Here is a 12,669-nt window from a genome sequence, read left to right as displayed (position 1 = left end):
CAGCGCACCGTCCTTTTAGGGCGGTGCGCTGCGCTATCCGGCCATAGTGGAGTCTTCACCGAGACCCGCCCGCAACTGGCGTAACGTCTTGGCGAGCAGGCGCGAGACCTGCATCTGCGACACCCCGACCCGCCGGGCGATGTCGGACTGGCTCATCCCGCGGAAGAACCGCAGCACCAGGATCCGCCGCTCGCGCTCGGGCAGCGCGGCCAGCAGCGGGGCCAGCGCGCGGCGGTTGTCCACCTCGGCGAACTGCTCGTCCTCGTAGCCGAAGCGGTCGCCCGACGGCTCGGCCAGGCGCGCGTCCAGCGAAGTGCCCTGCTTGCTCGCGCCCGCGACCAGCACCTCGTAGACCTGCTCGCGGTCGAGTCCCAAGTGGTCGGCCAGCTCCGACGGCTTGGGCGCGCGGCCCAGGGTCTGGCTCAGCTCGGCGCTCGCGCTCGCCACCGTGACGTGCAGCTCCTTGAGCTGGCGCGGCACGCGCACCGCCCACGCGGTGTCGCGGAAGTGGCGGCGCAGCTCGCCCATGATCGTCGGCACGGCGAAGGCGTAGAAGCTGCCGCGGCCGACGTCGAAGCGGTCGACGGCCTTGATCAACCCGATCGTGGCGACCTGCACGAGGTCTTCCAGCGACTCACCGCGCCGGTCGAACTTGCGGGCGAGGTTGCGGGCCAGCTCCAGGTGCGCGGCGACGAGCTCCGAGCGCAGCACCGAGCGGCGCGGGTCGTCCTCGGCCAGGCCCGCCAGCTCGGCGAACCTCGGGTCGACGTCCTCGGTCACCGCGCGTCCATGACGGTCGGGCGGGCGACGAGCTCGACGGTGACGCGGTGGGCCTCACCCATCGGCTCGATCCGCTCGCTGAGCGACTCGGCCAGCGCGGTGAGGATCTGCCAGGCCAGCGGGTCCGCCGACGGCGGGCGCTCGCTCACCGCGTCCACCGCCACCCGCACCCGCAGCGCCTGCGGCTCCGGCTCGAACGCGCAGTGCAGGCGGCTGCCCTCGGCGGCCGCGCGCACCAGCAGCGAGCACGCCTCGTCCACGGCCATCCGCAGATCTTCGATCGCGTCGAGGTCGAAGTCCAGCCGCATCGCGATGTCCGCGGCGAAGGACCGGACCAGGGGCACCTGGTCGGCGTCGGCGCCGACGAGGATGTCGACGTTCCTGACGCGCGCGGCTCTGGTCACCGTCTCGGTTTCGACCTCTGACACTACTGCTTCCCTCCGGTCCGGCTCCCCGCCCGCAAAAGTGTGGAGCGGGGTGGGATTCGCTGCCCGTCTTCCGGGCACCATTCTCCACCCCGCCCCACGGCGGCGAAGTCCGCAAGGTCAGTACCCAGCGCGCACGGGGATCAAACCCACGACTTGACCACATTTTCTGTCGAACACCTGTGCTAGCGTTCGGGGCATGCCGGATGTCCTCATGCTGGTCGACGTGCAGCGCAACATGCTCCGACCGCCTTATCCGGTGCCTGGGGCGGATGTGGTGGAGGCCGCGGTTGTCGCCTTGCTCACGCGGGCGCGGATCGCGGGGGCGCAGGTGGTGCACGTGCGCAACAACGGAGGGACGGGCGAACCGGACGAGACGGGGACGCCGGGGTGGGAACTGGTGCATGACGTGCTCGGCGGGGAGCACGTGGTCGACAAGGCTTGGCCGGACGCCTTCGTGGGGACGGGGTTGGCGGACCTGCTGCCTGCTGGTGCGCGGGTGGTGATCGCGGGGATGCAGAGCGAGCAGTGCGTGCGGTCGACTGCGCTGGCGGCGGTGCGGCGGGGGTATGAGGTGGTGCTAGGGGCGCACGCTACTTATGACGGGGATGTGGCGGCGGGGGTTATTGAGCGGCGGGTGGAGGAGGAGTTGGCGGCGGCTGGGGTGTTGGTGGGGGGTGAGGTCGGGTTCTAGGGGTGGGGCGGGGGCTGCGGGTTCGGGGTGCGGGGTTTGGGCACGGTTCGGGGCCACGGGGGTTTGGGGCATGGGGGTTGGGGGGCGCGGAGGTTTGGGGGGCGCGGAGGATTGGGGCGCGGAGGTTTGGGGGGCGCGGAGGATTGGGGCGCGGAGGTGTGCGGGACTTGGTAGCGGCGCGGGTTGGGCGAGCTTCAACAGGGCGGCGGTGAGATCGGCGGCGGCGCTGGTCACGTGAGGTTCGGCAGCGGCGCGGGGGCGCGGTGGCAGCGGGCCGCGGGAGCCTCGGCAACGGCAGCAGGCCGCGAGTGCAGCGACAGTGGGATTCCTGCGGTTCGGCGGCGGGCGCCGCGTGCAGCGGTGGGCCGCGTGAGTTCGGCGACAGACGTGTGCGGTTCACAGGCGATGGGGTGCGTGGTTTGTGGCGGGGTGTTACCTCTCCCCCTCGCCGCCCAGCAGGGATGCGGGGCGGATGGCGGTGTGGCCGTATTTGGAGCGGGCCTGGTCGGCGGCTTGGTCGGCTTCTCGCCAGCCGTTTTCGGGGGTGTCGAGGGTTAGTTGGCCTTGGTCGGCGGGGGCTAGTTGTTCCATGCGGACGCCGATGAGGCGGATGGGGCCGGGTGGGGCGTGGGTGGTTAGGAGGCGGACGGCGGTTCGGTAGATCTCCTGGGTTATGTCGGTGGGGGTGGGGAGGGTGCGGGAGCGGGTGATGGTGGTGAAGTCGGCGTAGCGGACCTTGATCGAGACCGTGCGGCCGCTGAGGCCGCGGGAGCGCAGGGTGGCGGCCGTCTTCTCGCTCAGGCGGAGGAGTTCGCGGGCCAGGAGGATGCGGTCGTGGTGGTCGACGTCGAAGGTCGCCTCGGCGCCGATGGACTTCTCGGGGGATTCGGGGACCACCGGGCGGGAGTCCAAGCCCCTGGCCAGGGCGTGCAGGTGTTCCGCCGTCGCGGCGCCGACCGCGCGGCGCAGGCGGGGCAGCGGGGTCTCCGCCACGTCGGCCACCCGCTCCAAGCCGATCGACGCAAGGCGCTGGGCGGTGGCCTTGCCGACGCCCCACAGGGCGGAGACCGGCAGCGGGTGCAGGAACGCCTCGATCTCGTCCTTCGGTACGACCAGCATGCCGTCCGGCTTGGCCAGGCCCGAGGCCAGCTTCGCCACGAACTTCGTCGGCCCCACCCCGACCGAGCAGCTGATCCCGTGCTCGGCCAGCACCTTCCGCCGGATCTCGGCCCCGATGCCCGCAGGCGTCGACCGCAACCGCCGCAGCGCTCCCCCGACGTCGAGGAACGCCTCGTCCAGGCTCAGCGGCTCGACCAGGGGCGTGATGTCGCGGAAGATCGCCAGCACCCCGGCCGACACCGCGCGGTAGAGCTCGAACGTCGGCGGCAGGAAGACCGCGTGCGGGCACAGGCGCCGGGCGTGCGCTGTCGGCATGGCGGAGCGCACGCCGAACTCCCGCGCCAGGTAGTTCGCCGACGACACCACCCCGCGCGGCCCCACGCCGCCCACGACCACCGGCCGCCCGGCCAGCTCCGGCCGCTCCCGGATCTCCACCGATGCGTAGAAGGCGTCCATGTCGACGTGCAGGATCGGGCAGCCCGCATCGTCCGGCCACCCGCCGTCCCCCGCCCGGTACCGCTCCACCAGCCCGCGCGGCAGATCCCCGCTCCGCCCCATGCGGCACAGGAAAGCACACCCCACCGACAGCGGGTGGGGTCAGCGGCGGGCCAGGGCGTGCAGGCGGGTGGCGATGTCGCGCAGGGGGGCCATCGTCGACGCCGTGGACTCCAGTTCGGCGAGGGTGTCGGCGGCTTGCTGGCTGGATTCGAGGACCGCGCCGGGGACGAGGTCGGTCAGGACGCCGAGGCCCTGGACGAGGTGGACGGTCAGGCCCGCGTCGTCGAGGAGGGCGCGCAGGCCGACGGTGTCGAAGCGGCGGGGTTCGCCGGGGACGGTGGGGCCGTCGAGGAGGCTGCGGGCGTCGGTGAGCTTGCCGGTGATCGCGCGCTGGATGACCGCGGCGAAGCGGTTGGCGACGACGACCGACACCGCTCCCCCGGGCGCCACCGCGGCGGCCAGGGCCGACACCGTGAGCTTGGGGTCGTCCACGACCTCCAGCACCCCGTGCGCGATGACCAGGTCGAAGCCCGGGGTGACCAGCTGGTCCAAGGCGTCGCTGTCGCCCTGGACGGCGGTGATGAGGCGCCCCACACCCGCGTCGGAGGCCCGCCGGTGCAGGGTGGCCAGGGCGTTCGGGCTCGGGTCGACCACGGTGACCTCCGCGCCCGCCGCGGCCAGCGGGACGGCGAGGACGCCGCTGCCGCCACCGACGTCGAGGAGGCGGGGCGGCTGCCCGCCCCGGCGGTCCCGGGCGGCGGTCAGCTCGGCGTCCAGCACGCGGCGAACAGGATCGGGGCGCATAACGCGAAGCGTAGAGACCCTAAAGTGACGTTGTGCAGACGGTGGCGGTGCTGAGCCTCAAGGGTGGCGTGGGGAAGACCACGGTGGTCCTCGGGCTGGCCTCGGCCGCCCTGCGCCGCGGGGCCCGCACGCTGGTGGTCGACCTGGACCCGCAGTGCAACGCCACCGCCACCCTCGACCCCGCCGAGACCGAGGCCACGCTGGCCGACGTGCTGGAAACCCCCCGTCCGAGCGTCATCCGGGAGGCGATCGCGCCCAGCGCGTGGGGTGAGGAGGTCGACGTGCTGGTCGGCTCCGAAGAGGTCGAGACGCTCAACGACCCCGACCCGGGGGCGCGCAGGCTGGAGAAGTTAGGCCGGGCGCTGGCGGAGCTGAAGACGATGCTCACCGAGGACGAGCTGCCCTACCAGCTCGTCCTGCTCGACTGCCCGCCGTCGCTGGGCAGGCTGACCCGCTCGGCGCTGGTCGCCGCGCAGGGCGCGCTGCTGGTCACCGAGCCCACCCTCTACGCCGTCGCCGGGGCCCAACGCGCCTTCGAGGCCGTCGCCGACACCCGCGACCAGCACAACCCGGCGCTCTCGGCGATCGGCGTCGTGGTCAACAAGGTGCGCTCGCACTCCTACGAGCACCAGTTCCGCATCGCCGAGCTGCGGGAGAGCTTCGGCTCGCTGGTGATGCCCGTCGCGCTGCCGGACCGGCTGGCCGTGCAGCAGGCGCAGGGGGCGTGCATGCCCATCCACCAGTGGCACACGCCCGGGGCGCGCGAGGTGTCGCTGGCGTTCAACCTGCTGCTGGCGCGCGTGCTGCGCAGCGGCCGCCGCGGTCGCCACCAGGCCATCGACTGGCCCGATGACGACGACGCCGAGGCCGCCGAGGTCTGACGTGCCCGAGGGCGACACCGTCTTCCGCACCGCCGCGGTCCTGGCCGAGGCGATGACCGGCCAACGGCTCGTGCGGGGTGAGCTGCGGCATCCCCGCTTGTCGACGGTCGACCTGGCGGGGCGCGCGGTGGTCGGGGTCCATCCGGTGGGCAAGCACCTGTTCATCCGGTTCGACAGCTCGGTGAGCCTGCGGTCGCATCTGGGGATGGACGGGGCGTGGCACGTCGGCGCGGCGGGGGCGCGGTGGCGGCGGCCTGCGCACCAGGTGCGGGCACTGCTGGTGGGGTCGGACCGGCAGGCGGTGGGGTACGCGCTGCACGAGATGGCGCTGGTGGCGACGGCGGACGAGGGCAGGCTGGTGGCCCACCTCGGTCCCGACCTGCTCGACCCGGACTGGGGGCCGGAGCTGGCCGCCCGGGCGGCCGCGCGGCTGCGGGCGGAGCCGGAGCGGGAGCTGGGGGTGGCGCTGCTGGACCAGCGGGTGATGGCGGGGCTGGGGAACGTCTACAAGTCGGAGGTGTGCGCGGTGCTGCGGGTGACGCCGTGGACGCCGGTGTCCGATGTGGACGCGGATCGGGTGGTGGCGGTGAGCCGGGATCTGCTGTACCGCAATCGTTTGCGGGTGACTCGCAACACCACTGGGGATCCGCGGAATCCGACGTGGGCCTATGACCGGACGCGGTACCCGTGCCCGCGGTGCGGGGGGCGCATCCGCCGGGCGGACCAGGACAACCGGCCCACGTACTACTGCCCGGTGTGCCAGGCGGGGCCGCGGCCGGACTGAGTCAGGGGCACCAGAGGATGCCGCAGGGGCGGCTCCCGCCGGGCGGACCAGGACAACCGGCCCACGTACTACTGCCCGGTGTGCCAGGTGGGGCCGCGGCCGAGCTGAGTCAGGGGCACCAGAGGATGCCGCAGGGGCGGCGGGTTGTGGTGGTCGTGGTGGGGGGTGGCGGCGGTGGGGGTTCGGCGGTTGTGGTGGTGGTCGTGGGGGGTGGGGCTTGGGTGGTCGTGGTGGTGGTGATCGATGTGGTGGTTGTGGTTGTCGTGGTGGTCGTTGAGGTGCTTGTGCTGGTCGTGGTGGTGCTGATGGGGGGCGGGGTGGCGGAGGTGGCCGAGATCAGGGTGACCGGGATGGCGGGCGGGTGGGTGCTGTCGGGGTCCATGGGGTGGTCGAGCACCTCGGGGGCGGCTTGCAGCTGCGTGCCCGACTCGATGCCCTCGAAGAGCAGCGCCGCCGTCGCCGCGCCCACCAGCGCACCGATGGCTACCCGTCCCGCAGCGGCCACCGGCGCTCCTTCCCCAGATGATCTCTGTGAACAGGTTTCACACACTCTGCGTATCCGGGTAATGACCCTAGCATCACCCGAATGAGGGATGAGCTAAATCCGTTGATCCGCGGCGGGGGCGCGACCTAGGTTGTGCGTACACAAGAAAGGAGGTGGTCCAGAAGTGATTTCCCTTCGGACTCGTGAGGTGGCTGTCCGCTAAGGACCACCGCAGCGAATACCAGGCAGTCACCCGGCCCCCGGGCTCTCGGGGCGGAGTCCACCCCGAGCCCTGCGCCTCGCGCGGGGAAGCAGCCCGGGGGCTGTCCTATGCCCAGCGGCTGACGCTCGGCCGCAGCCGGAACAGCACCACCCACCGGCGGGCCTGAGGTAGCCCGCGTCGAGTGCACCCCGGTCCCGCCCCGGGCGGTTCCACGCCCGCCGGTCGGGCACTGCGTCTAGTCCTCCAACTGCTGCCGACGTCGCCAGGCAGCCGTTGTGGCGCGTTCGGCTTCCTTGGCGGCGCGGCGGGCTAGTTGGAGGTCGCGGCGGGCGTCTAGTTCGGCGGCTTCGGCGGCGTCCAGTTGGGCGTTGAGCTCGCGCACGCGCTCCTCGGCCTTGGTGACGGCCTTCTCGGCGGCCGCCACCGCCTTCTCCGCCTTCGCCCGCTCGGCCTCCGCGGCCTTGACCTCGGCTTTCGCCTCGGCGATCAGGGCCTTGCGGTCGGGGGCGGGTTCCTTCTTCTTCGGGGTCTTCTTCTCCGGCTTGGGCTGCGGGGTCACCTCCAGGCCCGGCCACGCGGGCGCGCCGGAGAGGTCGCGGACGGAGGCGATGCGGCCGGTGCGCAGGCGGTCGGCGGCGGATTCGTCGAGCAGGGCGGTGGTGAACATCTCCTCCAGCTCGCGGGTGATCGGTTCGCTCAGGTCGTCGCCCGCGCGGGAGACGAGATCGCGCAGCACTTCGGTTCGCTTGCGGGTCAGGTCGCGCAGGGCGGCGCCGTCGGCGGACTGGTGGGCCTCGCGCAGGGCGTGGCCGAGGTCGGTGAGCTCGGACACGGCGTCGGGGTCGGAGCGGACGAGCTGGTTGACCAGCCAGGCCGCCGTCGTGGGCTTGGCCAGCTTGTCGATCTGGGCCGCGGCCTGGGGATCGCCGTCGTCGCGCAGCCGTTTGGCCAGCGCCTTGCGGGCGGCGGTGAACTCGTCGCGGGGCAGGGCGTACAGCTCGTCGGCGTCGCGGGTCACGCGACCATCATCGCGTCCGGATGACACGATGGCGCCGTGGTGTACCAGCGGATGGTCCGGCGTGTCCTGTTCTCCCTCGGCAAGGGCGATCCCGAGGTCGCCCACGAGCGCACCATCAAGGCCCTGGGCAGGCTCGGCCCGGCGCTGGGCCCGCTGCGCCGACTGCTCGGCCCGCACACCGAGACCACCGCGTTCGGCCTGCGCTTCCCCGGCGTCGTCGGGCTGGCCGCGGGCATGGACAAGGACGGCCGCGCCCTGCGCGCCTGGCCCGGCCTGGGCTTCGGCTTCATCGAGGTGGGCACGGTCACCCGGCACGCCCAGCCCGGCAACCCCAAGCCCCGCATCTACCGGCTGCCCGAGAGCCAGGCGATCATCAACCGGATGGGCTTCAACAACGCGGGCGCCGACGCGCTGGCCGCCCGGCTGGCCGCCACCGGCCCGATCGGCGTGCCCATCGGCGTCAGCATCGGCAAGTCCAAGACCACGCCGGTCGAGGACGCCGTGGAGGACTACCTGCACTCCCTGCGCGTGCTCAAGCCGCACGCCGACTACTTCGCCGTCAACGTCAGCTCCCCCAACACCCCCGGCCTGCGCGGCCTGCAGGACCGCGCCGCGCTCGACGAACTCGTCGGGGCCCTGGCCGCCGAGGCCGACGGCACCCCGATCCTGGTCAAGATCGCCCCGGACCTCACCGACGAAGCGATCGGCGAAGTTCTCCAGGTGTGCGCCGACCACGACATCGACGGCCTGATCGCCACCAACACCACGCTCTCCCGCGACGGCGTGAGCGGGCCGGACGCGGCGCAGGCGGGCGGGCTCAGCGGACGCCCGCTCACCGCGCGGGCGCTGGAGGTCGTGTCGTTCGTCGCCAAGGAGAGCGACCTGCCGGTGATCGGCGTCGGCGGGATCATGGCCGCCGACGACGCCCTGCGCATGCTCGACGCGGGCGCGCGCCTGGTGCAGCTCTACACCGGCTTCATCTACTCCGGGCCGGGGCTGGTCCGGGCGATCAACCGCGCGACCGCAGCGCGCTGAGCTTGCGCAGCACCGGGTAGAGCACGACGACCATCAGCGAGCCCCAGGCGATGCCCTCCAGGCGCATGCCGCCCACGCTCAGCGTCAGGTTGCCCACGCCGGCGACCACCGCGGCGGCGACGACCATGAGCGTCACCGGGTCGGTGAAGTCGACCCGGTTGGCCTGCCAGATCCGCACGCCGAGCAGGCCGATCATGCCGTAGAGCAGGATCGTCGCGCCGCCGAGCACGCCGTCGGGCACGGTGTTGATCAGCGCGCCGAACTTGGGCACCAGGGACAGCACCAGCGCCACGACCGCGGCGACGGCGTAGGCGGCGGTCGAGTACACGCGGGTCGCGGCCATGACGCCGATGTTCTCGGCGTAGGTGGTCGTGCCCGAGCCGCCGCCCGCGCCCGCCAGGGAGGTCGCCAGGCCGTCGGCGATCAGCGCGTCGCCCACGCTGCCGTCGAGGTTGCGGCCGGTCACCGCGCCGACGGCCTTGACGTGCCCGACGTTCTCGGCGACGAGCACGATCACCACCGGGATGACCAGCAGGATCTCCGACGGGCGCAGCATGGGCGCGGCGAACTCCGGCAGGCCGAACCACGGCGCGGCGCCCAGCGCGGCGACCCGGGCGTCGTCCAGGCCACCGGTCAGCGCCGCGGCCACCCAGCCGACGAGCACGCCGATGAGGATCGACATGCGCGAGAGCATGCCGCGGGCCAGCACGGCGCAGCCCATCACGACGGCCAGCGTCAGCACGGCGATCAGCGGCTGCTTGGCGAACGAGCCGGTCGCCACCGGGGCGAGGTTGAGGCCGATGAGGAGCACGACCGCGCCGGTGACCACCGGCGGCATGACCGAATCCAGCAGCCGCACGCCGAGGGCCTTCACCGCCACGCCGACGCCCATGAGCAGCAGGCCCGCGGTCAGGACTATCCCCAGCTGCACGGCCAGGCCGTTCTCCTTGGCCGCGAGCAGCGGAGCGATGAAGGCGAACGACGAGCCGAGGTAGCTGGGCACGCGATTGCGGGTGATGACGAGGAAGAGCAGTGTGCCCACCCCGGAGAACAGCAGGGTGGTGGTCACCGGGAAGCCGGTGAGCGCGGGGACGAGCACGGTCGCGCTGAACATGGCGGCCACGTGCTGCAAGCCGAGGCCGATGGTCAGCGGCCAGCTCAGCCGCTCCCCCGGCGCGACGACCTCGCCGTCCCGCACACGCCGACCGTCTCCGTGCACGGACCACAAAGTCAACGCCCACCCTCCACCCGCCGCGGTTGGTTCGGAGCATGGTGCCACAGCACGTAGTCGCCGAGTCGATACGACACCGTGATGTTTACCTGAATGCCCTAGTGAGTCCCGCCATTGCGGCTACGAGGTGCTACCTGACGGCCCAAGACAGCGCCAGCGAATAGGGGTCGAACGTGGCGGAACGCCCCGCGGCAATCCACTCGGTGGCGACGTCGAGGAGCCGCGCGGCCCACCGCCGATCCACCCCGCCCGCGGCGACCGCGGTCCAGAAGCGCTGCTCATGGGCAGGCATCTGGGCGACCCTGCTGCGCACCATCGGCCCGATGTCGGCTTCGTTCATGGGACGAGTCCTCTCGATGGGGTCTGGAGAGGGGACGTCTCAGCTGGGCGGCCATGATGGCGGGCTGGGTGTGAACCACGCCGCTGTTCGGGGGAGCTGGGTGGGGTGTGGAGGGGGCGCTGCCGGGGTGTGGGGTGGGGCCCGGGGTGGGCGCAGGGGGCGGGGCCGCGGGTGCTGTGACCGGCACGGCTGGATGCTGGATGGGGTGGTGGCAGGCGGGGGCCATGCGGACCGGGCGGGGCGAACGGGCGCCGGGAGCCACGGCGAGGCGCGGGACAGCACGGCGAGGCGGGGCAGATTGCGGAGCCTCGCGGACCGGCAGGTGAACGGCGCCGGGGAACGCGACGAAGCCGCGGAAACGGGCGGGGCGGCGGGGTAGGGCAGGTTGCGGGGCCTCGCGGACCGACAGGTGAACAGTGCCGGGACCGGACGAAGCCGCCGAAGGGGCGGCGGGGTGGGGGGTGGCGGCGGGACCGGGGAGCGCGTGGATCGGGTGGTGGACGGGGCCGGGAGCCATGGCGAGGTTGTGGAGGCGCGGGACGGGGCGGAGGGATGGCGGGTGGTGACGGGACCGAGGGGCGGTGCGGGCCGGGGACGCGCAGGCCGGGGGTCGCGCAGGCCGGGGGTCGCGCTGGACCGGCCGGTCTGGGATTGAGCGGGGGCGGGGAGCGGCGCGGGGCGGAAGGCGGGGCGCGGACCAGGCTGCGGCTCGGGGTCGCGCGAGGCTGGGAGTGGCGCGGGCCGGAACGCCGCGGCCGAGGGGCCCGCTCGCGCGGCCTCGGCGGCAGCCCGGGGAGCACGAGGGCCGAGGGCGCGAAGGCTGGAGGGCACGCAGGCCAGGGAGCACGCGGGCCGGGAGCACGGCAGGCCGGGAGGCACGCGGGCCGGGGAGCGCGCGGGCCGGGAGCACGGCAGGCCGGGAGGCACGCGGGCCGGGGAGCACGCGGGCTGGAGGGCGCGCAGGCCGGGGAGTGCGCGGGCTGGAGGGCGCGCAGGCCGGGGGGCGCGTGGGCCGGGGAGTGCGCGGGCTGGAGGGCGCGCAGGCCGGGGGGCGCGTGGGCCGGGAGGCGCGCGGGCTGGAGGGCGCGGGCTGAGCAGCGCGTGGGGTCGAGCGGGGTGGGGTGGGAGTGGGTTCGGTGGGGTGGGGTTAGTGGGAGTGGGGGGATAGTTCGCGGAGGGCTAGGGCTAGGGCGGCTAGGTGGTCGGTGGCGTTGGTCAGGTCGTGGCGGGGGGTGGGGCCTGTGGAGGCTGCTAGGGCGCGGCCTGCGGCGGCTACCAGGGCGCAGTAGCCCTCTACGCCTTCCTCCAGTTGAGTGCGGAGGGCGTGGATTCCTGCGGTTAGGGCGGCTCGGTCGGCGGCGGGGGCGTGGTCTCGGGCGCGTTCGACGGCTTGGAGTTGGGCGGAGACCGCGCGGAGGGCTTCGGCGGCTTCGGCGCCGGTTCGGCGGGAGTGGTCTACCGAGTCCTGGGGGATCAGGGCGCCTCGGCTGAGTTGGGTGAGGAGTTCGCGGAGGGTGTCCTCGGCGTCGGCCAGGGCGCGCATGGGTTCGCGGGCTTGGGAGTCGTGCGGGGGTAGGGCGACGGGGGCGCGGGCGGGCTCTGGGAGCGGTTGGCGGTGCAGACGCCACGTGCGGACTCCGGAGGCGATCGCGGCTACGCCGGACACCACGGCCGTTCCGATCAGCACGGGCACGGACGCGCCGGGGGCGGCGACGGCGGCCTCGACCACGACCGCCCCGGTGCCGGTGACGACCCCGGTGCCGGTCCACGCCGTGGTCGACCGGACGGCCCGCCGACGCTTGCGCAGAGCCCTGGCGCGCGGGTCCCGCCACTGCGCGAACCGCGCCTGCATCTTGGCGACGGCATCCACATGCCGGTTGGCCATGTCGACGATGCGAACCAGATCACGCCGATAACCCACGCCGACCCCTTCCCGACCAGCCAATCCCGCTCAACCGGCACCCACCAACGCTGCCGACCCGCCCAGGCGCGGGCGGGTGAGACCGCCGACCACCGACCAGCGCGCTCTCCGCCGCACAGACCAGCGAGAACGCCGAACGCCGACCAGCACGCCTTCCGCCGCACTCCCCCACACGAGCCAGCGAGAACGCCGAACCCCGACCAGCGCGCTATCCGCCGCTCTTCCCCGCACGGGCTGGCGAGAACGCCGATCCCCGACCAGCACGCCTCCCGCCGCACTCCCCCACACGAGCCAGCGAGAACGCCGAACCCCGACCAGCGCGCTTTCCGCCGCGCTTCCCCACACGAGCCAGCGAGAACGCCGAACGCCGACCAGCACACTTTCCGCCGCACTCCCCCGCACGGCCCAGCGAGAACGCCGAAGGTCGACCAA

At 73.3% G+C, this 12,669-nt stretch carries 14 protein-coding genes; 5 read left to right on the top strand and 9 right to left on the bottom strand.

Annotated features, from left to right (window positions below):
• Positions 1-33 precede the first annotated feature (33 nt).
• Together ACWEPX_RS02905 and ACWEPX_RS02900 are read right to left on the bottom strand one after the other, a co-directional pair.
• A complete protein-coding gene (locus tag ACWEPX_RS02905; RefSeq protein ID WP_451895376.1) occupies positions 34-780 on the bottom strand; it encodes a SigB/SigF/SigG family RNA polymerase sigma factor in 747 nt (248 codons plus the stop codon).
• The gene (locus ACWEPX_RS02900) at positions 777-1,208 is read right to left on the bottom strand and encodes an ATP-binding protein (RefSeq protein ID WP_451895375.1); all 432 of its coding nucleotides are present in this window, start codon (positions 1,206-1,208) and stop codon (positions 777-779) included. Before ACWEPX_RS02900 ends, ACWEPX_RS02905 begins: the two co-directional genes overlap by 4 nt.
• Before the next feature lie 196 nt (positions 1,209-1,404).
• On the opposite strand from ACWEPX_RS02900, the gene ACWEPX_RS02895 reads away from it, so the two are divergent.
• A complete protein-coding gene (locus ACWEPX_RS02895) occupies positions 1,405-1,899 on the top strand; it encodes an isochorismatase family protein (protein ID WP_451895374.1) in 495 nt (164 codons plus the stop codon).
• 432 nt (positions 1,900-2,331) lie between these two features.
• On the opposite strand, the gene ACWEPX_RS02890 is transcribed toward ACWEPX_RS02895, so the two are convergent.
• Positions 2,332-3,576: a DNA polymerase IV gene (locus ACWEPX_RS02890; RefSeq protein WP_451895373.1), complete on the bottom strand. Its 1,245-nt coding sequence runs from the start codon at positions 3,574-3,576 to the stop codon at positions 2,332-2,334.
• Between the two features lie 39 nt (positions 3,577-3,615).
• On the bottom strand, positions 3,616-4,320 hold the full coding sequence (locus ACWEPX_RS02885) for a class I SAM-dependent methyltransferase (protein ID WP_451895372.1): 705 nt from the start codon (positions 4,318-4,320) through the stop codon (positions 3,616-3,618).
• A gap of 32 nt (positions 4,321-4,352) precedes the next feature.
• On the opposite strand from ACWEPX_RS02885, the gene ACWEPX_RS02880 reads away from it, so the two are divergent.
• Both ACWEPX_RS02880 and ACWEPX_RS02875 read left to right on the top strand, forming a co-directional pair.
• Positions 4,353-5,201, top strand: a complete 849-nt coding sequence (locus ACWEPX_RS02880) for a ParA family protein (protein ID WP_451895371.1) — start codon at positions 4,353-4,355, stop codon at positions 5,199-5,201.
• 1 nt (position 5,202) lies between these two features.
• A complete protein-coding gene (locus ACWEPX_RS02875; RefSeq protein WP_451895726.1) occupies positions 5,203-5,985 on the top strand; it encodes a DNA-formamidopyrimidine glycosylase family protein in 783 nt (260 codons plus the stop codon).
• 109 nt (positions 5,986-6,094) lie between these two features.
• Here ACWEPX_RS02875 and ACWEPX_RS02870 read toward each other — a convergent pair whose 3' ends face one another.
• A complete protein-coding gene (locus tag ACWEPX_RS02870; RefSeq protein WP_451895370.1) occupies positions 6,095-6,490 on the bottom strand; it encodes a hypothetical protein in 396 nt (131 codons plus the stop codon).
• A 437-nt stretch (positions 6,491-6,927) separates the two neighbouring features.
• On the bottom strand, positions 6,928-7,710 hold the full coding sequence (locus ACWEPX_RS02865) for a hypothetical protein (protein ID WP_451895369.1): 783 nt from the start codon (positions 7,708-7,710) through the stop codon (positions 6,928-6,930).
• A gap of 36 nt (positions 7,711-7,746) precedes the next feature.
• Between ACWEPX_RS02865 and ACWEPX_RS02860 the strand changes: the two genes are divergently transcribed.
• Positions 7,747-8,745: a quinone-dependent dihydroorotate dehydrogenase gene (locus tag ACWEPX_RS02860; RefSeq protein WP_451895368.1), complete on the top strand. Its 999-nt coding sequence runs from the start codon at positions 7,747-7,749 to the stop codon at positions 8,743-8,745.
• Here the strand turns inward: ACWEPX_RS02860 and ACWEPX_RS02855 are convergent.
• Both ACWEPX_RS02855 and ACWEPX_RS02850 read right to left on the bottom strand, forming a co-directional pair.
• Positions 8,720-9,979, bottom strand: coding sequence for a uracil-xanthine permease family protein (locus ACWEPX_RS02855; RefSeq protein WP_451895367.1), 1,260 nt, complete (start codon positions 9,977-9,979; stop codon positions 8,720-8,722). The genes ACWEPX_RS02860 and ACWEPX_RS02855 overlap by 26 nt on opposite strands.
• Before the next feature lie 127 nt (positions 9,980-10,106).
• Positions 10,107-10,316 carry a hypothetical protein gene (locus tag ACWEPX_RS02850; protein ID WP_451895366.1) on the bottom strand — a complete coding sequence of 70 codons (210 nt, stop codon included), beginning with the start codon at positions 10,314-10,316 and terminating at the stop codon, positions 10,107-10,109.
• A gap of 971 nt (positions 10,317-11,287) precedes the next feature.
• Here ACWEPX_RS02850 and ACWEPX_RS02845 point away from each other — a divergent pair.
• Positions 11,288-11,410, top strand: coding sequence for a hypothetical protein (locus ACWEPX_RS02845; RefSeq protein WP_451895365.1), 123 nt, complete (start codon positions 11,288-11,290; stop codon positions 11,408-11,410).
• A 53-nt stretch (positions 11,411-11,463) separates the two neighbouring features.
• On the opposite strand, the gene pspM is transcribed toward ACWEPX_RS02845, so the two are convergent.
• Positions 11,464-12,237: a phage shock envelope stress response protein PspM gene (gene pspM, locus ACWEPX_RS02840; protein ID WP_451895364.1), complete on the bottom strand. Its 774-nt coding sequence runs from the start codon at positions 12,235-12,237 to the stop codon at positions 11,464-11,466.
• Positions 12,238-12,669 lie beyond the last annotated feature (432 nt).

The sequence above is a fragment of the Actinokineospora sp. NPDC004072 genome, from assembly GCF_053604195.1.
Note: the sequence above shows the minus strand (reverse complement) of the source record. Positions and strands in the feature narration are given on the sequence as shown.

Bases quoted from the DNA above. Each gene is read 5' to 3' on its own strand.
- ACWEPX_RS02885 (WP_451895372.1), bottom strand. From the start codon at position 4,320: ATGCGCCCCGATCCTGTTCGCCGCGTGCTGGACGCCGAGCTGACCGCC.
- ACWEPX_RS02895 (WP_451895374.1), top strand. From the start codon at position 1,405: ATGCCGGATGTCCTCATGCTGGTCGACGTGCAGCGCAACATGCTCCGA.
- ACWEPX_RS02890 (WP_451895373.1), bottom strand. From the start codon at position 3,576: ATGGGGCGGAGCGGGGATCTGCCGCGCGGGCTGGTGGAGCGGTACCGG.
- ACWEPX_RS02850 (WP_451895366.1), bottom strand. From the start codon at position 10,316: ATGAACGAAGCCGACATCGGGCCGATGGTGCGCAGCAGGGTCGCCCAG.